General features: G+C 66.4%; 20 protein-coding genes and 1 pseudogene. 13 read left to right on the top strand and 8 right to left on the bottom strand.

What is annotated here, in order from left to right; genetic code table 11:
* The first annotated feature begins 364 nt into the window (after positions 1-364).
* Entirely contained in the window at positions 365-1,402 is a 1,038-nt protein-coding gene (locus AC3FKH_RS18720) for a dienelactone hydrolase family protein (protein ID WP_488677328.1), read from the top strand.
* Positions 1,403-1,504: 102 nt separating this feature from the next.
* Here AC3FKH_RS18720 and AC3FKH_RS18715 read toward each other — a convergent pair.
* Positions 1,505-1,881 (bottom strand): annotated as a pseudogene (locus AC3FKH_RS18715) (molybdopterin cofactor-binding domain-containing protein); the annotation flags it as partial.
* Between the two features lie 525 nt (positions 1,882-2,406).
* Between AC3FKH_RS18715 and AC3FKH_RS18710 the strand changes: the two are divergent.
* A complete protein-coding gene (locus AC3FKH_RS18710; protein ID WP_488677327.1) occupies positions 2,407-2,790 on the top strand; it encodes a hypothetical protein in 384 nt (127 codons plus the stop codon).
* 111 nt (positions 2,791-2,901) lie between these two features.
* Here AC3FKH_RS18710 and AC3FKH_RS18705 read toward each other — a convergent pair whose 3' ends face one another.
* Positions 2,902-3,426 (bottom strand): MarR family winged helix-turn-helix transcriptional regulator, encoded by a 525-nt coding sequence (locus AC3FKH_RS18705; protein ID WP_488677326.1) that lies wholly within the window; start codon positions 3,424-3,426, stop codon positions 2,902-2,904.
* Positions 3,427-3,767: 341 nt separating this feature from the next.
* Here AC3FKH_RS18705 and AC3FKH_RS18700 point away from each other — a divergent pair, with 341 nt between their 5' ends.
* The 9 genes from AC3FKH_RS18700 (at position 3,768) to AC3FKH_RS18660 (ending at position 13,097) form a co-directional block, all read left to right on the top strand.
* Positions 3,768-4,754, top strand: a complete 987-nt coding sequence (locus AC3FKH_RS18700) for a Bug family tripartite tricarboxylate transporter substrate binding protein (RefSeq protein ID WP_488677325.1) — start codon at positions 3,768-3,770, stop codon at positions 4,752-4,754.
* A gap of 19 nt (positions 4,755-4,773) precedes the next feature.
* On the top strand, positions 4,774-7,098 hold the full coding sequence (locus tag AC3FKH_RS18695; RefSeq protein WP_488677324.1) for a xanthine dehydrogenase family protein molybdopterin-binding subunit: 2,325 nt from the start codon (positions 4,774-4,776) through the stop codon (positions 7,096-7,098).
* Positions 7,091-7,957, top strand: a complete 867-nt coding sequence (locus AC3FKH_RS18690) for an FAD binding domain-containing protein (protein ID WP_488677323.1) — start codon at positions 7,091-7,093, stop codon at positions 7,955-7,957. Before AC3FKH_RS18695 ends, AC3FKH_RS18690 begins: the two co-directional genes overlap by 8 nt.
* Before the next feature lie 9 nt (positions 7,958-7,966).
* Positions 7,967-8,443, top strand: coding sequence for a (2Fe-2S)-binding protein (locus AC3FKH_RS18685; protein WP_488677322.1), 477 nt, complete (start codon positions 7,967-7,969; stop codon positions 8,441-8,443).
* The gene (locus AC3FKH_RS18680; protein WP_488677321.1) at positions 8,433-9,182 is read left to right on the top strand and encodes an SRPBCC family protein; all 750 of its coding nucleotides are present in this window, start codon (positions 8,433-8,435) and stop codon (positions 9,180-9,182) included. The genes AC3FKH_RS18685 and AC3FKH_RS18680 overlap by 11 nt, the downstream gene beginning before the upstream one ends.
* Before the next feature lie 67 nt (positions 9,183-9,249).
* On the top strand, positions 9,250-9,879 hold the full coding sequence (locus tag AC3FKH_RS18675) for an IS607 family transposase (protein ID WP_488677511.1): 630 nt from the start codon (positions 9,250-9,252) through the stop codon (positions 9,877-9,879).
* Entirely contained in the window at positions 9,873-11,075 is a 1,203-nt protein-coding gene (locus AC3FKH_RS18670; RefSeq protein WP_488677320.1) for an RNA-guided endonuclease InsQ/TnpB family protein, read from the top strand. The genes AC3FKH_RS18675 and AC3FKH_RS18670 overlap by 7 nt, the downstream gene beginning before the upstream one ends.
* A 153-nt stretch (positions 11,076-11,228) precedes the next feature.
* The gene (locus AC3FKH_RS18665) at positions 11,229-12,053 is read left to right on the top strand and encodes an IclR family transcriptional regulator (RefSeq protein WP_488677319.1); all 825 of its coding nucleotides are present in this window, start codon (positions 11,229-11,231) and stop codon (positions 12,051-12,053) included.
* 12 nt (positions 12,054-12,065) lie between these two features.
* Positions 12,066-13,097 carry a tripartite tricarboxylate transporter substrate binding protein gene (locus AC3FKH_RS18660; protein WP_488677318.1) on the top strand — a complete coding sequence of 344 codons (1,032 nt, stop codon included), beginning with the start codon at positions 12,066-12,068 and terminating at the stop codon, positions 13,095-13,097.
* Between the two features lie 12 nt (positions 13,098-13,109).
* Here AC3FKH_RS18660 and AC3FKH_RS18655 read toward each other — a convergent pair whose 3' ends face one another.
* The 4 genes from AC3FKH_RS18655 to AC3FKH_RS18640 all read right to left on the bottom strand — a co-directional run bounded on the left by AC3FKH_RS18655 (position 13,110) and on the right by AC3FKH_RS18640 (position 17,877).
* Positions 13,110-13,949, bottom strand: coding sequence for an IclR family transcriptional regulator (locus AC3FKH_RS18655; RefSeq protein ID WP_488677317.1), 840 nt, complete (start codon positions 13,947-13,949; stop codon positions 13,110-13,112).
* 112 nt (positions 13,950-14,061) lie between these two features.
* The gene (locus AC3FKH_RS18650; RefSeq protein ID WP_488677316.1) at positions 14,062-15,201 is read right to left on the bottom strand and encodes an FAD-dependent monooxygenase; all 1,140 of its coding nucleotides are present in this window, start codon (positions 15,199-15,201) and stop codon (positions 14,062-14,064) included.
* Positions 15,202-15,443: 242 nt separating this feature from the next.
* Positions 15,444-16,679, bottom strand: coding sequence for an acyl-CoA dehydrogenase family protein (locus tag AC3FKH_RS18645; protein ID WP_488677315.1), 1,236 nt, complete (start codon positions 16,677-16,679; stop codon positions 15,444-15,446).
* A 52-nt stretch (positions 16,680-16,731) separates the two neighbouring features.
* Positions 16,732-17,877: an acyl-CoA dehydrogenase family protein gene (locus AC3FKH_RS18640; protein ID WP_488677510.1), complete on the bottom strand. Its 1,146-nt coding sequence runs from the start codon at positions 17,875-17,877 to the stop codon at positions 16,732-16,734.
* A 282-nt stretch (positions 17,878-18,159) separates the two neighbouring features.
* Here AC3FKH_RS18640 and AC3FKH_RS18635 point away from each other — a divergent pair, with 282 nt between their 5' ends.
* Both AC3FKH_RS18635 and AC3FKH_RS18630 read left to right on the top strand, forming a co-directional pair.
* Positions 18,160-19,704 carry an AMP-binding protein gene (locus AC3FKH_RS18635; protein WP_488677314.1) on the top strand — a complete coding sequence of 515 codons (1,545 nt, stop codon included), beginning with the start codon at positions 18,160-18,162 and terminating at the stop codon, positions 19,702-19,704.
* Positions 19,705-19,869: 165 nt separating this feature from the next.
* Positions 19,870-22,653 carry a winged helix-turn-helix domain-containing protein gene (locus AC3FKH_RS18630; RefSeq protein ID WP_488677313.1) on the top strand — a complete coding sequence of 928 codons (2,784 nt, stop codon included), beginning with the start codon at positions 19,870-19,872 and terminating at the stop codon, positions 22,651-22,653.
* A gap of 37 nt (positions 22,654-22,690) precedes the next feature.
* On the opposite strand, the gene AC3FKH_RS18625 is transcribed toward AC3FKH_RS18630, so the two are convergent.
* On the bottom strand, positions 22,691-23,362 hold the full coding sequence (locus AC3FKH_RS18625; protein WP_488677312.1) for a nitroreductase: 672 nt from the start codon (positions 23,360-23,362) through the stop codon (positions 22,691-22,693).
* Positions 23,363-23,374: 12 nt separating this feature from the next.
* Positions 23,375-24,250 carry a crotonase/enoyl-CoA hydratase family protein gene (locus AC3FKH_RS18620; RefSeq protein WP_488677311.1) on the bottom strand — a complete coding sequence of 292 codons (876 nt, stop codon included), beginning with the start codon at positions 24,248-24,250 and terminating at the stop codon, positions 23,375-23,377.
* Positions 24,251-24,414: the final 164 nt, after the last annotated feature.

Below are 24,414 nucleotides of genomic sequence, written 5' to 3'. Positions count from 1 at the left end.
TTCTAAAGCGTAGTGCACGCCACGCGCGGCGCAAGGATAAATCAGAAAAAGGTGTGGCCGGAACATTGGCCGAATAGGCGACAGGCATCTTTTACAGTGACCTAGGGCAGTCAGCCATCCCCGCGAGACCGCGGTCGTCCCTGATCGACGCTGAACCGCCTTTTGAGCTCGAGACGCCGTAACGACCACTTCCGATGTACAACCGCCGCTCGGCCTCGCCGAGTTGGCTGAGAATGATTGGATTGGACAGGGCGGATAACGCCATCCAGCGCGCAAGTTCATCCAACCGGCAGACGAGCCCGCTTGGCGCATTCGGTCGCCCTCAATTGCGGTAGAGTGGGCAACCTTGCCACGCGGAAAGCCCATGAGAACCCTGTTTGAAGCCAGCTTGCTGCGCCAGTTGCTCGCTATCAGCCTCGCCGCAGCAATTTCGTTGCCGGCACTGGCGCAGGAAATCTACAACGACCTCGCGTCCAGGCCAGCCGGAAAGATCTATTTCAACAGCGTCACCCCGAAGAGCAAATGGGAGCTGGTCCATCGCAAGTACGACCCGAAGCCGACGACAATCTGGGGCACGCTGTATCTGCCCGAGGGTGTCCAGGGCAGGGTTCCAGCCATGGTGATCTCCCACGGGTCGGCGGGCGTACAGGACAAGGACACCGACCGATGGGTACGCGTATTCAACCAGATGGGAGTGGCTGCGTTCGTGGTCGATTCGTTTGGCGGGCGCGGGATTGCCAACACCATGAATGACCAGTCGCAACTGAGCCCTGCCGCCAACGACGCCGATGCACTATTTGCCCTGAAACTGCTGAGTACGGATCCGCGTATCGATCCGCAACGAATCGGGCAGATCGGATTTTCGCGCGGCGGGCACGTGGCGATGGATTTGGTGCTCGAATCGTTCCGTAAGGGTGTCATTGACGACGATGCACGGTTCGTCGCATTGATCGGTTTCTACCCCTCATGCACCCAACTGTGGTGGGAGGTCCCGCCACCCTCGTTGAGTGGCGCACCCTTGATGTTGGCTGTGGGCGAGAAGGATGACTACACGCCAGCGCAGCCGTGCTTCAGTGCCGCGGACACCATGAAGCGAGATGGACAGCCGGTAGCGGTGCACGTCTACCCCGGGGCTTATCACGATTTCGACAATACGCGCGTCTACTTCAAGTATTTCCCCAGTGCCACGACGCTCCGGGATTGCCCCCAGATTCTCCTTGACGCTCGGCACGACAGGTATTACCGCCTGCCGGGCGGTGAGAAATACCCCAGCTTCCAGGCGATGGACGCCGAATACAAGCGCTGCATTAGCCGAGGCGTCTCCGCCGGCGCCAGTCCCGAGCAGGGAAAAAAATCAGAAGCCGATGTGATAGCGTTTTTGACCCAGGCAATGGGGTTGTAGCGATGGTGCGCTGAGTCCGTGGCAGCGGCTGGTTCGCTGGCGGCTGATCGGCCGAGAGAGAAGCCCGTTACACCATCATTTCGCCGACGCCGCCAGGTTCCTGGGCACGAGGTGGGTTTCTATCACCAGTGACTCCACCATCTTCGGCACCGGATAGTCGGGGAAATTGCTCTGCACAACTTGCCCCGCCCTTGATCTAGACCTGGCCGTACAGCGCCGCGGTCAGCCCGAATATGATCCCGCGTTCCATCTGCTGCGCAACTTGATTCACCACCGTGCCGCAGTCCACGGAGCAGACAACGCGATGCACGCGCGGCCTGTCGTCCTTCAGAGACACCTCCGCCACCACCGAGCCAAATAAGTCGTGTAGCGCAAGCCCGCGCGCTCGCGGCCGATGCCAGCGGCTGGTTCCAGCCTGCAGCTTGCGCTACGGTCTCGAGCAACTTCAGCTCGCGCGGGCGCGCCGTCCGTAGCTCGCGACAGCCAGCCGAACGGCGGTAGTGGACCCAGAAGCAGCCTTTTGTGTTCCGAGCATCGAAGGCCGGCTCATGGCCGAACCCGGCCTTCCACGAAATCGCCGTGAACTCATTATGGGTCGGTGTGGCCAGCTGGGGACCCACCAGGCCATCTTGAACCCCCGACCCCACCATTCCCTCAATGCCCGATGTCTTAAATTTCACAGCATTCTGCGATTGACTGGTCGCATCGATCTTTCACAATCGCGAACTTGAGTGTGAACGGCAGGGTTCCCTAGACTGGTCGGGCTCCTGATACATCAGGGGTCGGGTGTGAGAGCCCGGTTCACGTTGAGGCGAATGGTGACGCGAGCCATCATTCGTCCTCCCGATGCGCTTGTGCACGCAATGATTTTACGGCGGGCCGGGCGGGGCCAGCTTCGGCTGGACCGGTTACCGTGAACCCGGCTCTCACCCCCGCCGTCAGGCCCGCCACCTCACGTAACAAAGAGTGGTGGTGCTTTTGCTCACACGTTACGGAGGTCAGCAATGCCCGATTCCATCAACGACCGGATCGACAGTGCGTATCAATCTGCCATCGATTCCGATTCCTCCATCCCGCCATCGCTCGACGAGCCAATCTCCTACTTCAGTCCCGAAACCCTGCGCGCGGCGCGGACGGATTCCCTGTCCATTCCCCGGCAACTGTTGTTGCTCACCTTGCTGGACCACGCCCACTCAGTCGTATGTGGCGCAGCTTGTGTCCTGACTCTGCTCACTCAGAGCGATTGCAATGCCCAGGATGACGGGATCGTGGCGCTGCGTCCGACCAGCGCCGATGCACTGAGAGGTTTGTGCCAGGCCGCCTTATCGCTGCTGGCAGACCGGATCAGTGAAGTTGGTGATGGGATCGAAGCCACAGCGGCGGTATAGCCGGATAGGGTCCGGCACTGCCGAATGGGCAGTGCCATGCTGAAGCGCACCCATCAAGTGGCCGGGAAGAGGCCGTTAATTTTTCACAAGTGGGGCAGGGAAAGGCGCCCCTTATCCCTGCCCCTTCAGCAATTTCTTCAACCCCAGATAAACCGCCCGCCGCTCCTCCGGCTCCAGCTGCCGGATCACCTCCGCCTGCCCGCGCCGCGCCAGCGGCATCACCTCGTCATGCAGGGCAATCCCGGCTTCCGTCACGCTGCAGATCAGCTTCTTGCGCGGCGTGTTCCCTTCCGTCTCCAGCAACACAAGCCCCCGTTCCTCCAATAGCCGCAGCGTGCGGCTGACCAGCGCCTTGTCCGACGTGGACTGCACCACCAGTTCCGCGAAGGGCAGCCGCCGCGCGTAGGCCAGCAGCGCCAGGATGCGCCATTCCGGCACGGTCAGCCCGAACTGTTCGGCATAGGGCTGGGTCACCGTGCTCCTCAGCCGGGTGATGAGCTGGCTCAGCATGGTGGTCAGGAAGTTGTCCACCGTCAGGCCGCTGCCGGCTTCGTCCAGTTCCGTCCAGGGGCTGTCGTCCGTGCGGGGCGCCGGCTGAACTTGCTGGCCTGTTGCAGGCCCGGTTTTTCGGGTCATTGAGTTTTTCCAGTTGAGATGGATTGGGCACATGTGCCGCGCGGACGGGCTGCAAGCGGCGCGGAGGGCGCCAGATTGTCTCACGGGCGAACGCTTTGCCCGCTTGCGTGCACATTGCGCCTTAGCGTTTTGAAAAATGCAAACGTACTCGTGTCAATAGGGGATTAACGTAAGTTGAGTAGTCAATAAACTCGACCTACGATAGGTGAACGTTCCGGTAGTGAGCATACGTTTTACTAATAAAACATCCGTAGAGATGTTTCCCATCGAGCCACCCCCTGTCTTCGCGTTGAGCACAACCGACCAGATTCCCGCCGCGGAGCGCCCCACAGGAGCTGTTGATGAAACGAGACCGCCGACTTTTCCTTGCCGCCAGTGCCATGGCGGCACTGGCGCTTGCCGCGGGCAGCACGGCCGCCGCCGCAGCCTATCCGACCAAGACCGTGACCATGGTCGTCGCCTATCCGCCGGGCGGTGATACCGACGCCATGGCGCGGCTGTATGCCGACAAGTTGTCCGCGCGCCTCAAGCAACCGGTGATCGTGGAGAACCGGCCCGGCGCGGCGGGTGTAGTGGGGACCTCGTTCGTGAGCCGCGCGCCGGCCGACGGGTACACGCTGCTCTATACGCCGAACCCGTTCACGCTAGCGCCAATGGTGCTCAAGCTGGCCCCGGCGGCCAGTTATGACCCGCTGCACGGCTTCACGCCAGTGATCCAGACCGCGGTGCAGGCGGTGCTGCTGGTCGCCAATCCGGCCGCCGGCGTCAAGACGGTGCCGGAGATGATCGCCGCCGCGAAGGCCGGCAAGAACTTTACCTATGGCAGCCCGGGCGCCGGCTCGCCGATGCACATTGCCGGCGAGATGCTGAACCGCGCCGCCGGCGTGAAGATCCAGCACGTGCCGTACAAGGGCGTGGCGCCGGCCGTCAACGACGTGGTGGCCGGTCACGTGAACTTCGCCTACGTCACGCTGGGCCCGGTCGCGCAGTACATCAACACGGGCAAGCTGATCGCGCTGGCCATCACCGATGCCAAGCGCTCCGCGCTGCTGCCGAACGTGCCGACGCTGGCCGAGCTCGGCTACAAGGACGTGGTGGTCGGCGCATGGCATGGCGTGATGGCGCCCAAGGGCACGCCGCCCGAGGTGGTGAAGATCCTCAACGCGCAACTCAACGACGTGATCAAGCTGCCGGACGTCGCGGAAAAGATGGCGACCTTCGGCGCGCTGCCGGTCGGCGGTGCCCCCGCGGCGCTCGAGAAAGTCAACGTGTCGGACTACGAGCGGCTGGGCAAGGTCATCCGCGACATGGGTATTTCGGCGGAATGACGCGGCACGCAGCAGAACCATGCAAGACAAGACGCAGGAGGCCGGCATGAGCCAGTCCATCGTGGGAGCATCCACGCCGCAGGTGACCGCGCGGGAGAAGGTCATGGGACGCGCGCAGTATGCCGGCGACATCAAGCTGGCCGGCATGCTGCACGCCAGGGTGCTGCGCAGCCCGCACCCGCACGCGCGCATCGTCAGCATCGATACCTCGGCGGCGAAGGCGCTGCCGGGCGTCAAGCTGGTGGTGAGCGGGCGCGATACCCCGACGCGCCTGTGGGGGCCGCACCGCAAGGAGCAGCGCATCCTGGCCGTGGGCGTGGTGCGCCATGTCGGCGAGGAAGTCGCGGCCGTGGTCGCGGTCAGCGAGGAAATCGCCCGCGATGCGCTGGACCTGATCCGCGTCGAGTACGAGCCGTTGCCGGCGCTGCTGAGCCCCGAGGCCGCGCTGGCCGATGGCGCGCCGGAGATCCATGCCGGCACGGGCAATATCGGCCATGCGATGCACATCGAGCGCGGTGACGTGGAAGCCGGCTTCGCCGAGGCGGCCGCGGTGTACGAAGCCACCTACGACATGCACTCGCAGTATCCGGGCTACCTCGAACCGATGGCGTCGGTGGCGACGCAGGACGGCAATGGGCGACTGACCGTGTATGCGTCGACGCAGTCGGTGTTCCTTGCGCGCAGCCGCCTGGCGGAGGCGCTCGATCGTCCTGCGTCGACCATCCGCGTGGTGCAGGCCACCACGGGCGGCGGCTTCGGCGCCAAGATCGTCGAGGAAAACAACAGCCTGATTTGCGCATTTCTGGCAACGAAGCTTGATCGTCCAGTACGGATGGTCAACAACCGTCTCGAAGATTTCCAGGGCGCGCGTGCGAGCGTGCCGGCAAAGGTGTGGCTGCGCATGGGCCTGTCGGCCGACGGCCTGATCGTGGCCAAGGACGTGCGGATCATTGCCGAGTGCGGCGCCTTTTCAGGGCTGGCAGGCGATGTCATGCACGTCAGCGCCATGCGCAGCGACAACATGCACCGCGTCACCAACGTGCGCTCGCACGCCGTGCTGGCCTATACCAACAACCCGCCGCGCGGCGCCTTCCGCGGCTTCGGCGGGCAGCAGATGCAGTTCCCGCTGAACTGCCACCTGACCGTGCTGGCCGAGATGATCGGCATGGACCCGATCGAGGTGCACAAGCGCAATGCCATCGGCCGTGGCGAGACCAGCGTGCATGGCTGGCAGATCGGCAGCACCGGCATGCAGGAATGCCTGGAGATGACGCGCAAGGCCATTGGCTGGGACGCCAAGCGCGACGCGCCCCGCGGCACCGGCACGCGCCGGCGCGGCGTGGGCATTGCGGCGGCGATGCATGTCAGCGGCAACCGCACGCTGGGCAACTGGGACGGCTCGACCATCCTGCTCAAGCTCAATGAAGATGGCCGCGTGATGCTGCAGACCAGCGAATGCGACATGGGGCAGGGCGCCAACACCATGCTCAGCCAGATCTGCGCGCAGGAGATGGGGATTCCGCTGTCGCACGTGACCGTGATGGCGCCGGATACGGATACCGCGCCGTTCTGCCTCGGATCGCTGGCGTCGCGCGTGACCATCATCTCGGGCAACGCGGTGCTGCGCGCCGCGCGTGAAGCCAAGCAGAAGGTGATGGCGCTGGCGGCGGAGAAGTTCGGCGTGGATGCGGAAAGCCTGCTGTATGCCGATGGCCGCATCGGCGTGCCGGGCCAGCCGGACAAGACCGCCACGCTCGCCGAGATCGCGCGGCTGCATATCTTCCGCCATGGCGGCGAGGGCATCCACGTGCGCGCCACCTACGACGCGCCGACTGTCATGCACGACGCCAACTACTACGGCAACGTCGCGCCCGCCTATTCGTTCGCGGCGCAGGCGGTGGAGGTCGAGGTCGATACCTGCACGGGCCGCGTGACCGTGATCGACAGCTTTGTCGCCGACGACTGCGGCAAGGCGATCAACCCGCTCGCGGTGCACGGCCAGACCCACGGCGCCACGGTGCAGGCGATCGGCTGGACGCTCTACGAGCAACTGCGCTACGAAGACGGCCGCCTGCAGAACGGCAACTTTGCCGACTACACCATGGCCACGGCCGATGCGCTGCCGATGCTGCGCACGGATCTCGTGGAGTCCAACGATCCCAACGGCCCGTTCGGTGCCAAGGGCGCGAGCGAAACGGCCATCCTGCCCGGCGCGGCGGCCATCGCCAACGCGGTGCATCACGCCATTGGCGTGCGCATCCAATCGCTGCCGATCACGCCCGAGAAGGTACTGGCCGCGCTGCGCGAGCGCAATGAGACGGAGAAGGAGGCCGCCCATGCGTGATTTCGAATTCCTGGAACCGGCGACGGTCAGTGAAGCCAGTCGCATGCTGGTTGACCTTGGCGACAACTGCCGCGCTTACGCAGGGGGGACCGCGCTGATGCTTGGCATGCGCCAGCGCATGCTGACGCCGAGCCACGTGGTCTATCTCGGCAAGCTTGATGCGCTGCGCGGCATCACGTTCGATCCGCGTCAGGGCCTGCGCATCGGCGCACTGACCTTGCATGCCGAGGTGGCGCGTTCGCCCATCGTGCAGGCGCACTACCCGATGCTGTCCAGCATGGCCTCGCGCGTGGCCAATCCGCAGGTGCGCAACCAGGGCACCATCGGCGGCAATCTTTGCTATGCCGATCCGGCCACCGATCCGCCAGGTTGCCTGATGGCGCTTGGGGCGCAGATCGTGCTGAGCGGGACCGCTGGCGAACGCGTGCTGGCGATCGAGGATTTCCTCGTTGACTACTACGTCACGGCGCTGATGCCGGGCGAGATCGTCACCGAGATCCGCTTGCCCGCACCGGCAGCGGGCGCGGACGGGCGCTACGCGCGTTTCCTGCGCACGGCGGCAGAACACCGGCCGCTCGCCAGCGTGGCGCTGTCGGTGCGGCGCGAGGGCGATGTCTGCGTGGAAGCCCGGCTGGCCGTCGGCGCTTCCACGCCGATCCCGGCTCGCCTGCATCGCGCCGAGGCGCTGCTGGCCGGCAAGGCCGTGACCGCGGATCTCGCCGCCGAGGCCGCGGACATCGTAGCCGCCGACATCAACGCGGTTTCGGATATGCGCGGTTCGGAGGACTTCCGCCGCCACATCGTGCGCACCGTCGCACGCCGCACCATCGCCGAGCTGTTCGGCGTCGCTGCGGACTGAGGAGTTGCCATGAGCAAGATCACCATCGATGTCACCGTCAACGGTGAAGAACACACCGTCGAAGTCCCGGCGCGGCGCATGCTGTCCGACCTGCTGCGCGACGACCTGAACCTGACCGGCACCAAGCGCGGTTGCGAGACCGGCATCTGCGGCGCCTGCACGGTGCTGGTCGACGGCGAGGCCGTCAAGTCGTGCCTGATGCTGGCCGCGCAGGTGCGCGGGCGACACGTCATGACCGTGGAAGGCCTGGCCGCCGATGGCGAACTGCACCCGCTGCAGCAGTGCTTCATGGAATGCGGCGGGCTGCAGTGCGGCTACTGCACGCCGGGCTTCCTGATGACGTCGTGCGCGCTGCTGGCCAACAACCCCAACCCAACGGAAGCGGAAGTCCGCCACGGCCTGAACGGCAACCTGTGCCGCTGCACGGGCTACGTCGGCATCGTCGAATCCATCCTGTCCGCCGCGGAGAAAATGCGTGGAAATTGAAAAGACCCTGGTCACCACGGCGCCGCCGGCGCGCGTGTGGGAACTGCTGCTCGACCCGAACGTGATGGGCGCCTGCGTGCCCGGCATGGAATCGATCGAGGTCATCAGCGATGTGGAGTACATCGCGCACATGGCGGTGAAGATCGCGTTCATCAACGCGCGCTTCCGCCTGCATACGAAGATCGTCGAGACGCGCGCGCCGCACTACCTGCGCACCGAGGGCACCGGCGAGGACGCATCCGTCGCCAGTTCCCTGCGCCAGTCGAGCGAGATCTTCCTGACAGAGCAGGAGGATGGCTCGACGCAGATGCGCATCGCGGTCCAGGTCGATGTGCTGGGCCGCCTCGGGACCTTTGGCCTGAGCGTGATGAAGACCAAGGCCGACCGCATGTGGGACGAGTTCGGCGCCAACCTGCTGGCGCGCCTGTCGCCGCAAGGGGCGGAAGCGGTGTCGACCGCGGTACCCGCCGCGGTCGCTGCGCAGCAGCCCGCCACCATGCCGGCGCTTGCCGTGCCGGCGCCGCTCGCTGGCCACAACGGCCATGCCGTCAGTGCGCCGGCCGTGAATGGCCATGGCGGCGGGCTGCTCGCCCGGCTGTTCGGCCGTGCGCCAGTGCAGCGCGGGCCGCACTCGGACATCTGCGTGGAACTGCGCCGCCGTGACGAGACCATCGTGGTGCGCTGGCCGGCCCAGTATGGGGAGCAGTGCGCGGGCTGGTTGCGCGACTACATGAAATAAGCGCGGGGCTTCAACTGCTGATATATTAGTTGCGCGTTCTTGCGCAGTTGTGGACAATTTGCGCATGATACGCACGATGGTCAGCATACAAGAGGCTGCGGAGTTTCTGGGCGTCTCGGCTCAAACGCTGAGGCGCTGGGAGCGCGAAGGCAAGCTCATTCCGGACGAACGCACAGCGGGCGGGCGACGACGCTACGATCTGGCGCGGCTGCGCCCCGAACAATTCCACACGCCCGATCCGGCGCGACGCACCGTGGCCTACGCCCGCGTTTCCAGCCACGACCAGAAGGATGACCTTGAGCGGCAGAAGCAGGTGCTGGAGCTTTACTGTGCCCGCCAGGGCTGGACGTTTGAGGTGATTGGCGACCTTGGCTCCGGCATGAACTACCACAAGAAGGGCCTCAAGCGCCTGCTGGGCGCGATCATCGAGGGCGCTGTCGGGCGCCTGGTCATCACCCACAAGGACAGGCTGCTGCGCTTCGGTGCGGAACTGATGTTCGCCATCTGCGAGGCGAAGAACGTCGAAGTCGTGATCCTAAACCAGGGCGAGGACACGACGTTCGAGGAAGACTTGGCCAAGGACGTGCTGGAGATCATCACGGTGTTCAGCGCCCGGCTCTACGGCAGCCGTTCACGCAAGAATCAGAAACTGCTCGACGGCGTGCGCCAGGCCGTCGAGCATGCCCAGTCATGCTGATTGCCCACCGCATCGCGCTCGATCCGAACAACGCGCAAGCCACGTATCTGGCGCGTGCCGCGGGCACGGCGCGCTTCGCCTATAACTGGGCGCTGGCCGAGTGGAAGCGCCAGTACGAGGCGTGGAAGACGGACAATGCGCTGCTCAAGCCGTCGCAGGCGGCGTTGCGACGCCAACTGAACGCGATCAAGCGCGAGCAGTTTCCGTGGATGATGGAAGTCACCAAGAATGCGCCGCAGATGGCGATCATCCAGCTGGGCGAGGCGTTCAAGAATTTCTTCGCGGGCCGCGCCCGCTATCCGCAGTTCCGCAAGAAGGGCGTGCACGACCGCTTTACGCTCACCAACGATCAGTTCAGTATCGACGCCTCACGCATTCGCATCCCCAATCTCGGCTGGGTGCGCATGCGCGAGACGTTGCGCTTTGCTGGCAAGATCATGTCGGCCACGGTCTCCCGTGTGGCCGACCGCTGGTTCGTCAGCATCACCGTGGACACACCCGACAGTTCGCAACTGCCCGAAGCCGAAAACCAAGGCGCGGTGGGTATCGATCTGGGTGTGTCGGCGCTGGCCACGCTCTCGACGGGAGAGGCGATTCCTGGTCCCAAGCCGCACAAGGCTTTGCTAGCCCGCCTGCGCAAGCTATCGCGCAGCCTGTCGCGCAAGGTCAAGGGATCGGCCAATCGTCGCAAGGCGAAGGCAAAGCTGGCGAAGCTGCATGCCCGCATCGCCGCCATCCGCTCGGATGCCCTGCACAAGCTCACTACTGATCTCACTCGCCGCTTCCACACCATCGGCATTGAAGACCTGAACGTGCGCGGCATGGTGAAGAACCGGCACCTGGCGCGCGCCATCGCCGACATGAGCTTCTTCGAACTGAGGCGGCAGCTGGAGTACAAGGCGGACATGCGCGGAGCCAAGGTGGTGGTGGCCGACCGCTTCTACGCCAGCAGCAAAACGTGCTCGAACGCGGCATGTGGGCACAAGCTCGATGCGTTGCCACTGTCGGCGCGCAAGTGGACGTGTCCGTCATGCGGGGTCGTCCACGACCGAGACGCAAATGCCGCAACAAACCTAAAGATCATGGCCGTGAGTTCCACGGTGTCAGTCTGTGGAGAGGAAGGCGCTGGCCGCCGTCGCAAGACGGTGGCGAAACCAGCCTCAGTGAAGCAGAAAGTCAGCTTTGTTCCTGTTTGAGCAGGAATGAGCAAGTCTGACGGAACGGTACCCTACGGGGCTCAGGCGTGATATATGGGACAGCTACGGATGCGCGGGAGCGGCGGGAGGCCGCGTCCGCAGCACCCCGCACCGCATCAAGATCGCCATCACTCGCCATAGCAGAGACAAACCATGACCACCGAATCGCCGCCCGATGACGCCCAGGACAAGTACATCGTGCCGGGGCTGGAGCGCGGCCTGCGGTTGCTGGGAGAGTTCAGCAGCCGCGAGCGCACGCTGTCGGCCGCGGAGCTGGCGCGGCGCCTGAAGGTGCCGCGCTCGACCGTGTTCCGCCTGCTGGCCACGCTGGAAATGATGGGCTTTGTCGAGCGCACCGATGGCGGCCGCGAGTTCCGGCTCGGCATGGCGGTGCTGCGGCTGGGCTTTGACTACCTGGCGTCGCTGGAACTGACCGAGCTGGGCCGCCCGCTGCTGGACCGCCTGCGCGACGAAATCCATTACCCGTGCAACCTCGTGGTGCGCGACGGGCGCTCCATCGTCTATGTGGCCAAATCCGTGGCGCCGCGCCCGTTTGCCAGCACGGTGAACGTGGGCACGCGGCTTCCGGCGCATGCCACGGTGCTCGGGCGCGTGCTGCTCGAAGACCTGTCGCTGGACGAGTTGCGCGCCCTGTATCCCGAATCGCGGCTGGAGGTGTTCTCGGAAAGCACGCCGCGCACGGTGGAGGAACTCTACGACATGGTGCAGCGCGACCGCGAACGCGGCTATGTGCTGCATGAAGGCTTCTTCGAGGCCAGTATCTCGACCATTGCAGCGCCCGTGCGCGACCGTACCAGCAAGGTGGTTGCGGCGCTGGGCGCAACGATTCCGGCATCGCGCATCGATCCGGCGCAACTCGACAACATGGTGGAAATGGTCAGGGGAGCCGGCGCCGAACTGTCGCGGCTGCTCGACTATCGTCCGCCCGAACCGCCCCGGCCGTTTGGCCTGGGCTGAAACCATCTACCGATGCAGCGAAGTCATTTCTGTCAGGCTGGCGAGCGGGCCCTGGTCCGAGGCCGGCGCCGTTGGCTTGCCGCCGTGTCGGCGGCTTTGCTCGTGGCGGCCGGCCTGGCGGCGCAGAACGCCGCGGCCGCCTGCGCCACCGTGCGCATCGTCGTGCCGTTTCCGGCCGGCGGACCGGCCGACCAGTTGGCGCGCACGCTTTCGCACGGGCTGCAGCAGCGGCATGCGAACGTTCCGTACATCGTCGACAACAAGCCCGGCGCCAACGGCAATATCGGCATCGACGCCGTGCGCCGTGCGGCGGGCGATGGCTGCACGCTGCTGGTCGTGCCGGCCGGCAACCTGACCATCAATCCGACGCTGTTTCCCGCGCTGTCGTACCAGGTTGAGCGCGATTTCCGGCCGGTATCGCTGCTGGCCGGTTCGCCCAACGTGCTGGCCGTGCATCCGTCGGTCAAGGCGAACTCCGTGCAGGAGCTGATCCGGCTCGCGCGGCAGTCCGCGCAAGCCGGGACGCCGCTTGGCTATGCCAGTCCCGGGGTTGGCAGCGGCCTGCACCTGGCCGGAGAACTGTTCCGGCACAAGGCCGATGTGACGCTGCTGCACGTACCGTACAAGGGCACGACGCAGGCCCTCAACGATGTGGTGGGTGGCCAGGTGCCGCTGCTGCTGGGCACGTGGCCGACGCTGGCGCCGTTTATCCAGTCGGGCAAGCTGCGCGCGCTGGCGGTGACGCAGTCGAAACGTTCCCCGGCGGCACCAGGCGTGCCGTCGCTGGCCGAGCAGGGGGTGACCGGCATCGACGTCAGTTCCTGGTATGCGTTGCTGGTGCCGCGCGCCACGCCGGCGGCAGCCGCCGACGGGCTGGCCGCCGAAGTGCGGTCGTTGCTGGGCAGCGCAGAGGTGCGGAAGGAACTTCAGCGCCAGGGCATGGAGCCTCTGGCCAGCACGCCGGAAGCACTGGCTGCCCGCATCCGCAAGGAAACGGCCGCCTGGGCCAAGCTGATCCACGAATACGGCATCAAGCCCGAATAACGGCGGGCCGTGCTACCGCGTCCGGCTGCTTCCGGTGCGGTCGCCGAGCAGGGCGGACAGGTCGCGTGCCGCGGTCTTGACCTCACGCTCCACGCGTTCGCGCAATGTGCCGTCGGCCTCGAAGCGCTGCTGCGGACCGGCCACGCTGATGGCGGCAATCACCTCGCCACTCGCGTCGCGCACCGGTGCGGCGCAGGAATCGATGCCGGCTTCATAGGCGGAGAAGCTCCACGCGCAGCCGCGTTCGCGGTCGGCGCCCAGGATTTCGGCCAGGCGTGCATGCGTGGCCGGACTCTGGCCCGTCACGGTTGGCAGCGGATCATCCCCGAGCATGGCGCGCAGTGCCTCCGGCGGCAGATCCGCGATCAGCATGCGGCCGGGCGTGGTCAGGTGCGCGGCCACGCGGCTGCCGACCTGGATATTGCTGACCAGCGAGGTATTGGGCATATCGCGCAGCAGGTAGAGCGCATGGCCGCCATCGCGCACGACCAGATAGGCCGACAGCTGCAGCGAAGCGCTCAGGCGCGCCAGCACGCGCCGCGCAAACGTCGTCAGGTCATTGGCCGCCAGCACGCGCGCGGACAGCTTCAGGAAGCCGAAGCCGATCTCGTGTCCCCCCTGGGGCAGCCGTTGGAGCATGCCTTCATGTTCGAGCGTGGCGAGCAGCCGCATCACCGTGACGCGATTTACGTCGATGCGCCGGCCGACCTCGCTGAGGTTGGCGGTCGAGCCGCCTTCGGCAATGAAGCGCAATAGCCGCAGGCCGCGAATGACGGGGGAGACCAGTTGCGGGTCTTTGGCGTCGTCGGTGTCGGCAATGTCGTCGGTGTCGGGGCTTGGTGGCTTGGGCATGGTTATCGGGAAAGGCAAACGGCCGCGCAGGCGCGGCCGTGAAAACTGCTGGCAATGCTGGAACACGCAGTCGGCATGTTGCGCTTACCGCTTATCGCTTATCGCTTATCGCTTATCCCAGCGCAACGTTCCAGGCGTCGTAATCGTACACCCAGTCGGCATTGCCACCCTCCTTGAGCCAGGCATTGCTGCGCGAGCCGATCTGGATGCGGCTGGTGCGCTCATGGCGCGCGCGCTGGTAGCGCGCCAGCGCGGCCGGCACGGCGGCATAGCCGTCGCCCGCGGCGTCGGCCAGGCAGCGCGCCAGCACTACGCCGTCCTCGATCGCCATGCCCGCGCCTTGCGCCATGAACGGCATCATCGGGTGGCACGCATCGCCCATCAGCGTGACGTGGCCGTCCGACCACGACGGCAGCGGATCGCGCACGTACAGGGCGGAGATCAGCACGTCATCGCAGGCATTCAGCAAGGCGCGTGCTTCGGGGTGGAAACCCGCGTAGGCGCTGCGCAGGTCTTCCACGCGGCCCGGCGTGGTCCATGACTCATGGCGCCAGCTGTCCTGCGCCACGGTGGCAAAGACAAAGATGTCGCGTCCGCGGTTGAGCGGGAAGGTGACGATCTGCGAGGCCGGATCCGTGCCCCACCACTTGGTGAAGGCGTTGAGGTTGGGCACGCCCGCCAGGCGCGCGGCCGGCACCACCGCGCGGTACGCCACGACGCCGGTGAAGATCGGGCTTTCCTGGCCGAACAGGGCGGTGCGCACCATCGAATGGATGCCGTCCGCACCGACCAGCACGTCCACGTTGTCTTCACTGCCATCGGCAAAGCGCACGGTGATGCCACCGCCATTGCGATCGATCGCCACAGCCTTGTGGCCGAGCCGGACATGGGCGGCCGGTAGCGCGCTTTCCAGCGCGCTCATCAGATCGGCGCGGTGCATGGTCAGTTGCGGCGCGCCATAGCGCTGCTCGGCCTCGTCGGACATGGGCAGGCGCGAGGTTTCCTCGCCCGTGTCCCAGGTACGGCTGATGCGGTGGGTCGGGCGCGCGGCGGTTTCGCGCAACGCATCGCCGACGCCAAGCCCGTCAAGCGCGCGCACGGCGTTAGGTGTGAGGTTGATGTCGGCGCCGACCCGCGCGAAGCGGGCGGCCTGTTCGTACACGGTCACGTCCATGCCGAGCTTGCGCAGCGCAATCGCTGCCGCAAGGCCGCCGATGCCGGCGCCGTTGATGCCGATCTTCAGTGAAGTCATGTGGTCTGCCTCTTGTCTGCCAGTGATGGGGGCGCCAGCGCGGATTCCGCAAAATCTGAAGCTGCCGGCACATATTCATAAATGAACGTATTGTTCATAAAAGTTTATGCGCGAAAAAAGCTGCGCGTCAAGCCATTCATGCAACAAGGAGACAAGGAGGCGTCGGGTAGACGGGAACCGGGGCTTGGAAAGACAGAAGCCCGCTTCGGCGGGCTTCTGTCCGTGTCAAGGCTCGGATGGCGCTAGAGCCCGAGCATCAGCTTGGCGATGATATTGCGCTGGATCTCATTGGATCCACCGTAAATCGAAGCCTTGCGGTAATTGAAATAGCGCGGCGCCAGCACGGCCGCATACTCGGGCCCGACGCGCGGCGGGGCCTCGCGGCCCTGGATCTCGGCCCAGGTGTCCTGCACGAAGGGCAGCGCTGCCGGACCGGCTGCTTCCACGGCCAGTTCGCTGATGGCCTGCATGGCCTCCGTCCCCAGCAGCTTGAGCATGCTGGACGCCGCGCCGATCGATTTGCCCGATTCCACGCCGCTGAACAGCTTCAGTTCCACCGCCTGCAGTCCGGCCGCCCGCAGGTGAAGCTGGGCCAGCTTGCGGCGAAAGCCGGCGTCTGCGAGCAGCGGGCGGCCATCATCGCCGGGCTGGTCGGCGGCGATCGCGGCGACTTTTGCCAACTGCTTGCCCAGAGTCGGGCCATAGGTGCCGCCGCGCTCGAACTCGAGCAGGTACTTGGCGTAGGTCCAGCCCATGCCCTCTTCGCCGATGCGGTTCTCGACCGGCACACGCACGTTATCGAAGAACACCTGGTTGACTTCCTGCTGCCCGGGCATCGGGCCATCCAGCGTGGGTAGCGGGGCAACCGTGATACCCGGCGTGCGCATGTCGACCAGCACGAACGAGATGCCCTCCTGGCGCCGCGCGTCGCGGCTGGTGCGCACCAGGCAGAACATCCAGTCGGCCCATTGCGCATGCGTGGTCCAGATCTTGGAGCCGTTGAGCACGTAGTGGGCGCCTTCGCTGTCGGTCGCAAGGTCCGCGCGCATCTGCAGCGACGCCAGGTCGGAGCCGGAATTGGGCTCGGAGTAGCCCTGGCACCACCACACATCGGACTTCAGGATGGGCGGCAGAAAGCGCGCCTTCTGCGCGTCGGTGCCGTATTTCATGATGACGGGCGCGACCATCTTCAGGCCCATCGGCGACACCGGCGGGCAGCCGGCCGCGGCCAGCTCCGACTGGAAGATGTGGCGCTGCGTCGGCGTCCAGCCCGGGCCGCCGTAGGCCTCTGGCCAGTTGGGCGCGGCCCAGCCGCGCGCGTGCAGCGCCTTTTGCCAGCGCACCTGGCCGGCCTTGTCCAGGTAGCCGTTCTTGGTTTGCGCCATCATGGCGCGCAATTCGGGATCGAACGCCTCGCCAATCCAGGCGCGCACTTCGTCGCGGAACTGCAGGTCTTGCTTGGAGAACTCGAGATGCATCGGCGGGCCTCGCTGAAGGACGGAAGGATGCTTGGGGTTGGGTAGCGCAGCCTCAGGCTGCCGCGGGATAGAGCAGGTCGGCGTAGCGGCCCAGGTGGTGCTCGGCCGAACCGAACTGCAGGTCGATGGCCGTCACGCGCTTGAAGTAGTGGCCCACCGCCAGCTCATCGGTCACGCCCATGCCGCCGTGGATCTGCACCGCGGCCTGGCCGATGAAGCGGCCGGCCTGCCCGGCCTGCGCCTTCGCCGCGCAGGCTGCCAGCGCGCGTTCGCGCCACGGCGCCGTGGCCTGCATGGCCGCGACCTGGGTCAGCGCCACGGACTGTTCGAGCTGCATCGCCATGTCGGCCATGCGGTGCTGCAGCACCTGGAAGCTGCCGATGGCGACGCCGAACTGCTTGCGCTGACGGGCATAGTCGATCGTGTCCGCCAGCATGCGGGCCATCGCGCCATTGGCTTCCGCGCTCAGCGCCATGAGCGCGGCGTCGCTCAGTTGCTCGATCAGCGGCAGCGCCTGGCCTTCGGTGCCGATCAGGTGACTGAACGGCACGCGGACCTGGTCGAATCGCACGTCGGCGGCGCGGTTGCCGTCGATGGTCGGGTACTCGCGCAGCGTCACGCCCGGCGTATCGCGCGGCACCCAGAACAGGCTGATGCCATCGGTGTTGCGCCGTGCGCCACCGGTGCGGGCACTGACGACGAAGTGCGTGGCGAACGGCGCGCCCGCCACCACGCACTTGTGGCCATCGAGTACGTAGCCGGCACTGTCGGCGACCGCGCTGGCCTGCACGTCGTGCCGGCAGTAGCGGCTGGCTGGCTCGGCGTGAGCCCAGCCCACCAGGGCTTCTCCGCCGATGATGGCCGGTACCCATTGTTCCGCCAGTGCCTTGCTGCCTTGCAGCAGGGCACCGCCGCCCAGCACGACGGTCGACAGGTACGGTTCCAGCACCAGGTGCCGACCGAATTGTTCCATGACGATCAAGTGTTCGGCCGCGCCGCCGCCCAGGCCGCCCAACGCCTCGGGAAATCCGGCGCCAAGGATGCCTAGCTCGCGCGCGAAGGCGCGCCAGCAGTCAGCGCGCCACCCGGCGTCCGTGCGGACGGCGGCGCGCCGTGCTTCGAAGTCATAGTGATCGGCCAGGTAGCGCGCGAGCGTGTCGCGCAGCATTGATTGTTCTTCGCTGAACTGGAAATCCACCGCGGCTCCTTTTGGCAAGGGATGGGCTCGGAATGGGAATGGGAAGGGGAGTTGCCATGACGCAATGACATGCTGCGACGGCCATCTTCGGCGCAAGCTTGTCGCGTGCGCATCGTCGCATCGGACGAAGCCCCGGGGCCTGCTCTTGCCGCACTGCGGCATTGCGGGCCCCGTCCCGTTCGTCGTTTCCGACGATGCCCGAGTCTGGCCGGGCTCATGAGAATGCTCCCAGCACAACCGCCGGCGACGCGGCGGTACCCATTCGAATTCCAGGAGACCACCATGCACCCGTATGTCCACGCGCAGCGCACCCCAGACAAGCCGGCCGTCATCATGGACAACGGCACCGTGGTGACGTACCGCGAGCTGGACGAGCGCTCCAACCAGGTGGCCCGACTCTATCGCGACCATGGCCTGCAACCGGGCGACCGGGTGGCCTTCCTGATCGAAAACCATCCGCGGCTGTTCGAGCTGTGCTGGGGGGCGCAGCGCAGCGGCATCACCTTCATCTGCCTGAGCACGCGCCTGAACGTGGCGGATGCCGCCTACATCATCCGCGACAGCGGCGCGCAGATGCTGATCACTTCGCACGCGCAAGCGGAAGTGGCCGCCGCGTTGGCGGAACAGGTCCCGGGCCTGAAGGGCTATCTGATGCTGAACGGCACCTTGCCGGGCTACACATCGTACGAAACCACGCTGGCACAGTATCCGGCCCAACGCATCGAGGACGAAACCACGGGCGGCGACATGTTGTATTCCTCGGGCACCACCGGGCGTCCGAAGGGCGTCTACGCGCCACCGGGCAGCCCGGACATCGACACCCCGACGTCGCTGACCACGCTCACCGAGAAGCTGTATGGCTTTGGGCCCGACATGCATTACCTGTCGCCGGCGCCGCTGTACCATGCCGCGCCGCTGCGCTACAACATGTCGGTGCAGGCGCTGGGCGGCACCTCGGTGGTGATGGAGCATTTCGATGCGGAGCAGTTCCTGCGGCTCGTGCAGGAGCATGGCATCACGCATACGCAGGTGGTGCCGACCATGTTCTCGCGCATGCTGAAGCTGCCGGCGGACACGCGTGGCGCCTATGACGTGTCGTCGCTGCGCGTGGCCATCCACGCCGCGGCGCCGTGTCCGGTGCAGGTCAAGGAGCAGATGATCGAATGGTGGGGGCCGGTCGTGTGGGAGTACTACGCCGGCACCGAGGGCAATGGCGTGACGGTGGTCAGCTCGCCCGAATGGCTGCAGCGCAAGGGCACGGTCGGTCGCGCCATGATCGGCAAGCTGCGCATCTGCGATGCGGACGGCTCGCTGATGCCGGCGGGGCAGCCCGGGACCATCTATTTCGCCGAGGGACGCCAGTTCGTGTACCACAACGATCCGGCCAAGACCGAGGAGTCGCGCCATCCAGAACACGCGGGCTGGAGCACCATCGGCGATATCGGCTACGTGGACGAGGACGGCTACCTCTACCTGACCGACCGCAAGGCCAACATGATCATCTCCGGCGGCGTGAACATCTATCCGCAGGAGGCCGAGAACCTGCTGATGACCCATCCGAAGGTCATGGACGTGGCCGTGATCGGCGTGCCGAACGAAGATTTCGGCGAAGAAGTCAAGGCCGTGGTGCAGCCCGCCAGCATGGCGGAGGCAGGGCCGGAACTGGCCGCCGAGCTGATCGCGTTCTGCCGCGAGAACCTCTCCGGCATCAAGTGTCCGCGCACCGTGGATTTCGCCGCCGAACTGCCGCGCCTGCCGACCGGCAAGCTGCTCAAGCGGGTGCTGCGCGACCGCTACTGGGCCGGCCACGGCAACAAGCTGGTTTGAGGCCGACCGGCGCCGCGATGTCCCGTCGCGGTCTCGCTTGCCGACGCCCGGGTCGGTTTACGCCATAATTCCCTGTTCATTCCCAGGCACGGCCGCGCCATCACACCGGCCGGCCTGCAGTACACAGGGCAAGGCTGAACCCGGATGCGGAGCACAAACTAGCCAATGGCGAGCAAAGAGGACACTGCCCCGCGCCCGGCGCCGGGCACGGGCACTGGCACCCTGGTCGCGAAACTGCGGCCGCCCCTGCTGACCCCTTACCAGGTCGAGCGATCGGCCATCTGCGACACCGTCTGCGCGGCCGGCTTCGTGCGGCTCGTGCTGGTGCGTGCGCCGGCAGGCTTCGGCAAGACCACGGCCATGCTGCAATGCCGGGCGCGGCTGGAATCGACCGGCGTGCCGACGGTCTGGCTGACGCTGGACCGTGCCGACAATGACGCCACGCGTTTCATCGGTTCGCTCGAGGTGGCGCTCTCGCAGGTGCTGGAAGGTGGATCGAAGCGTCCCGCCGATCATGCCGGCGTGGATGCCGGCGAGCAGGCGCTCGCGCTGATGGACCGCGTGGCGCGGCATGCTGGCGCCTTCACGCTGTTCCTGGACGACTTCGAAGCGCTCCAGAACCCGGCCGTGGTCGGGCTGGTCTGGCAACTCGTCGAAAGCCTGCCTCCGGGCGCGCGCGTCGTGGTTGGCACGCGCTGGGTGCCCGAGACCGGCCTTGGCCGTCTGCGCGCGCGCGGCGAACTGCTCGAGATCGAACCCGCGCAACTACGCTTCAGCGCCGTGGAAACCGAAGCGTTCCTGCGCCAGGCGCGTGGCCTGAAGCTTGAGCAAGCCGCCATCAGCGCGCTTCACCGGCGCACCGAAGGGTGGCCCACGGCGCTGTGGCTGGCCTCGGTATCCATGGAGCGGCGCGCGCAGCCCGAGACCTTTATCGCGGGTTTCTCGGGCTCGAACGCGGCCATTGCCGATTACCTCGTCGAGGACGTCTTTCACCACCTGCCCGAGCCGGTGCGCGATTTCCTGTTGCGCACGTCGATCCTCGACCAGTTGTGCGGACCGCTGTGCGACGCGTTGTACCAGGCCGGCCCGCAACCCCCGGCGTCCGTCGAAGGGGAAGCGCCGGCCGGCAACAGCGCGGACATCCTGGCCTGGCTCGAGCGTGCCAACCTGTTCGTGCTGCCGCTGGAAAGCGAGCGCTATGGCGAGCGCGGCACGGGCGAGCAGCCCCAGCAGTGGTATCGCTATCACAGCCTGTTTTCCAGCTTCCTGCGCGGACAGCTCGCGCAGACGATGCCGCAGGCCGTGCCCGAACTGCACATGGCGGCGTCGCGTTGGTATGAAGGCCAGGGACGTCCGGTGCCGGCCATCGAACACGCGTTTGCCGCCGGGGCCGTGGCCCATGCGCTGCAGCTGCTGGACAGCGCCGCGGGCGAACTGCTGGCGCAGGGCCGCATGCGGCTGCTGACGCGCTGGCTGGAGGTGGTGCCGCCCGACGAACTGGCGCGCTGGCCGAAGCTGCAGATCGCGCGCGCGTGGGCGGTGTCGTTCACGCGCGGGCCGGCGGAGGCCATTGCCTTGCTGCAGGCCGCATCCACCGAAGGGGCGGCCGGTGAACTGCTGGCGCATGTGCGCGCGTTGCGCCACATGCTGCTCAATATGATGGATCGCTTCGACGACGCCCGTGCCTTTGCGCGCAATGAGCTGCCGCCGCTGCCGATGGGCTACGCGTTTCCCGATGCCATTCTCGCCACGTCGATGGGTCGGCTGGCGGCGGTCAGTGGCGACTACGCAGAGGCGCGCCGTCTTCTGGCCGTCGCGCGCCAGGCCGTGCGCGGCTCGGATAGCAACTTCAACAAGATCTTCTCGGAGTCGGTCGAAGGGCTGATCGATCTGCGCCAGGGTCGGCTGCAGCAGGCGCTGGGACGCTTCCGCATTGCCGCGCGCACCATGCTGCCGAACCGGTTCGGGCCAACCAACGGCAACGCCATGGCCTGCATCCTGCTGGCCGAAGGACTCTATGAGAGTGGCGATTCCGACCGCGCCGGCCGGCTGCTCAATGTCTATCTGCCGCTATCGCGAGACCTGGGCCTGCCGGACCAGATCATCACCGGACATCTGGTGCTCGCGCGCATTGCGTTCGAGCGCGGCGAAGTCGATCAGGCCCATGAATGGCTGGCCGCGCTGGAGCACCTCGGGCACCATCGTGGGCTGACGCGCCTGGTCATGGCCGCGATGCTCGAACGCGCGCGCCTGGCCTTGCGCCAGGGCAACCGGCATGCCGCCGAGGAAGCCCTGCAGCGCGCCGCCGACCCTGCGCTGTGGCGCACTCGGCCAGGCGTCAGCTCCTTTGCCAGCGATGTTGAAGACATCACCGTCGGCCGCCTGCGGCTGGCCTTGCATGTCGAGCCGACTGCGCAGGTGCGTGAAGCGCTGGAGCGCGAACTGGCGGCGGCGGTGTCCAACCAGCTGATGCGGCGCGCGCTGAAGCTGCGCATCCTGCTGGCGCAGGCGTACCAGCGCACGGGTGACGGCGCGCAGGCGCTCGTGGTCATGAGTGAAGCCTTGCGCTTCGGCGCGGCGGAAGGCTTTGTCCGCATTTTTGCCGACGAGGGTGACGAAGTGCGCCGCCTGGTGGCGCAGGCCTGTTCGAGACAAGGCGGCAACCTGCCGTCGGCGTATGTGGAAAAGCTGCTCGACGCGTGTGGCATGGGACCGGACGCGGCGCCGGCGAACCAGCCTGCGCCGGCGCCGCTCGTGGAACCGCTGACGCCTAAGGAGCAGAAGGTGCTGCAACTGCTGGCCGAAGGCTTTTCCAACGTCGCCATGGCGCAACGGCTGTTCGTGTCGGAAACCACCGTGCGCACGCACCTGCGCAATATCAGCGCCAAGCTGCACGCCAGCAACCGCACGCAGGCAGTGGCTATCGCCAGGCAGCTCGGGCTGCTGTGAAAAAAGGCGCGCCGCACCGGCGCGCCTTGCTACCTGCTCAGATACCCATGAACTCGGTGAACGCCTCCAGCGGCGCGCGTGGCGTGCGCAACTGGTTGGCGCGTGCTTCAGGATCTTCGTAGCCGATCGCCATGCCCGAGAAAAGCATCCGCTCGGGTGGCAGCGACAGGAAGTTGCCGAGAGTCTGCGGATAGATCGCCCAGCATTCCTGCGCGCAGCTGTCCAGGCCTTCCTCGCGCAGCAACAGCATCACCGTCTGCAGGTACATGCCCAGATCGGACCATTGCGGCGGCCCCATGCGCCGGTCAACGCTGCAGAATAGCGCCAGCGGCGCGCCGAAGAAGGCAAAGTTGTTGGCGAACTGCGCCAGGCGCCCGCGCTTGTCTTCTCGCGGGATATCCAGGCAGCGGTATAGCGCCTCGCCCACTTCGAAGCGGCGGTCGCGGTACGGCGAGTCCAGCTCGCGCGGATAAATGGCGTACTCGCGGTCTTCGCCGCCGGGCGCTTCCGCCACGCGCTGGCGCATGATGCCTTTGAGCCGATCCATCTCTTCGCCGCCCACCACGTGGAGGTGCCACGGCTGCAGGTTGCCGCCCGAGGGCGTGCGTGCCGCGGTGTTCAGCACGCGGCGGATGGTATCGGCATCAACGGGCTTCGGCAGGAAACCACGCACGGATTTGCGGCTGTCGACCGCCTGGCTGACTTTCATGTTGGCTTCTCCTCAGGCGAACGGCGGCTCGTTGCCCCATTCGAAGAAGTCCGGCATGTCTTCCGAAACGCGATCGGGGAAGGCGGCGGGGCGCTTTTCCAGGAACGCGCTGACGCCTTCCTTGACGTCGGCCGAACGGCCGCGCGACTGGATCGCCCGGCTGTCGAGCTTGTGCGCCTCCATCGGGTGGCTGGCGCCGGCCATGCGCCAGATCAGTTGACGCGAGATGGCCACGGACACCGGCGCCGCGTTATCGGCGATCTCCCGCGCAATGGCGCGTGCGGCAGGCAACAGGTCGTCGGGCGCATGGAGCGAGCGCACCAGGCCGCGCTCGAACGCTTCCTGCGCCGAGAACACGCGGCCGGTGTAACACCACTCGAGTGCGGTCGAGATGCCGACCACGCGCGACAGGAACCACGAAGACGCGGCTTCCGGCGTAATGCCGCGCCGCGCGAACACGAAGCCAAACTTGGCATCGGTGGACGCCAGCCGGATGTCCATCGGCAACTGCATGGTCACGCCAACGCCGACCGCCGCGCCGTTCACCGCGCCGATGACCGGCTTGAGGCTGCGGAAGATGCGCAGCGACACGCGGCCGCCGCCGTCGCGGTGAGCCGTGTCGGGCTTCGCGCCATAGCGCTTCTCGAAATCGAAGGTGGAACTGCCGCCCGACAGGTCCGCGCCCGCGCAGAACGCGCGGCCGGCACCCGTGACGATGACGGCGCGCACGTTGTCGTCGGCATCGGTGGCGTCGAAGGCGGCGATCAGGTCCTGCATCATCTGGCCCGTAAAGGCGTTGAGCTGGTCGGGCCGGTGCAGGGTGATGGTCGCTACGCCGTCTTCCACGGCGTAGCGCAGGGTCTCGAAGGTCGGGATGGGTTGGGTCATGGCAGTCAGGGGCGTGGGTAGGTCTGGTCCACACTAGTGCAGAATGCGTCTCCCGCAATCGTCGTTTTCGACGAAGCTAAGGCGCGCCGGGGCACCTTAGACTGGCCCGGCGTGGCGCGGCCAGCCCACGGAGCAGGCCCCGCGGCGCCCAAACAAGCACACAC

This window comes from Cupriavidus sp. 21MJTG02-4, assembly GCF_057798975.1.
This window is presented reverse-complemented; position numbering and strand designations above follow the sequence as displayed.

Coding starts and splice junctions, on each gene's coding strand:
- AC3FKH_RS18710 (WP_488677327.1), top strand. CDS start 2,407: ATGCCCGATTCCATCAACGACCGGATCGACAGTGCGTATCAATCTGCC.
- AC3FKH_RS18650 (WP_488677316.1), bottom strand. CDS start 15,201: ATGACTTCACTGAAGATCGGCATCAACGGCGCCGGCATCGGCGGCCTT.
- AC3FKH_RS18700 (WP_488677325.1), top strand. CDS start 3,768: ATGAAACGAGACCGCCGACTTTTCCTTGCCGCCAGTGCCATGGCGGCA.
- AC3FKH_RS18625 (WP_488677312.1), bottom strand. CDS start 23,362: ATGAAAGTCAGCCAGGCGGTCGACAGCCGCAAATCCGTGCGTGGTTTC.
- AC3FKH_RS18695 (WP_488677324.1), top strand. CDS start 4,774: ATGCAAGACAAGACGCAGGAGGCCGGCATGAGCCAGTCCATCGTGGGA.
- AC3FKH_RS18635 (WP_488677314.1), top strand. CDS start 18,160: ATGCACCCGTATGTCCACGCGCAGCGCACCCCAGACAAGCCGGCCGTC.
- AC3FKH_RS18630 (WP_488677313.1), top strand. CDS start 19,870: ATGGCGAGCAAAGAGGACACTGCCCCGCGCCCGGCGCCGGGCACGGGC.
- AC3FKH_RS18655 (WP_488677317.1), bottom strand. CDS start 13,949: ATGCCCAAGCCACCAAGCCCCGACACCGACGACATTGCCGACACCGAC.
- AC3FKH_RS18690 (WP_488677323.1), top strand. CDS start 7,091: ATGCGTGATTTCGAATTCCTGGAACCGGCGACGGTCAGTGAAGCCAGT.
- AC3FKH_RS18670 (WP_488677320.1), top strand. CDS start 9,873: ATGCTGATTGCCCACCGCATCGCGCTCGATCCGAACAACGCGCAAGCC.
- AC3FKH_RS18665 (WP_488677319.1), top strand. CDS start 11,229: ATGACCACCGAATCGCCGCCCGATGACGCCCAGGACAAGTACATCGTG.
- AC3FKH_RS18660 (WP_488677318.1), top strand. CDS start 12,066: ATGCAGCGAAGTCATTTCTGTCAGGCTGGCGAGCGGGCCCTGGTCCGA.
- AC3FKH_RS18620 (WP_488677311.1), bottom strand. CDS start 24,250: ATGACCCAACCCATCCCGACCTTCGAGACCCTGCGCTACGCCGTGGAA.
- AC3FKH_RS18685 (WP_488677322.1), top strand. CDS start 7,967: ATGAGCAAGATCACCATCGATGTCACCGTCAACGGTGAAGAACACACC.
- AC3FKH_RS18705 (WP_488677326.1), bottom strand. CDS start 3,426: ATGACCCGAAAAACCGGGCCTGCAACAGGCCAGCAAGTTCAGCCGGCG.
- AC3FKH_RS18720 (WP_488677328.1), top strand. CDS start 365: ATGAGAACCCTGTTTGAAGCCAGCTTGCTGCGCCAGTTGCTCGCTATC.
- AC3FKH_RS18645 (WP_488677315.1), bottom strand. CDS start 16,679: ATGCATCTCGAGTTCTCCAAGCAAGACCTGCAGTTCCGCGACGAAGTG.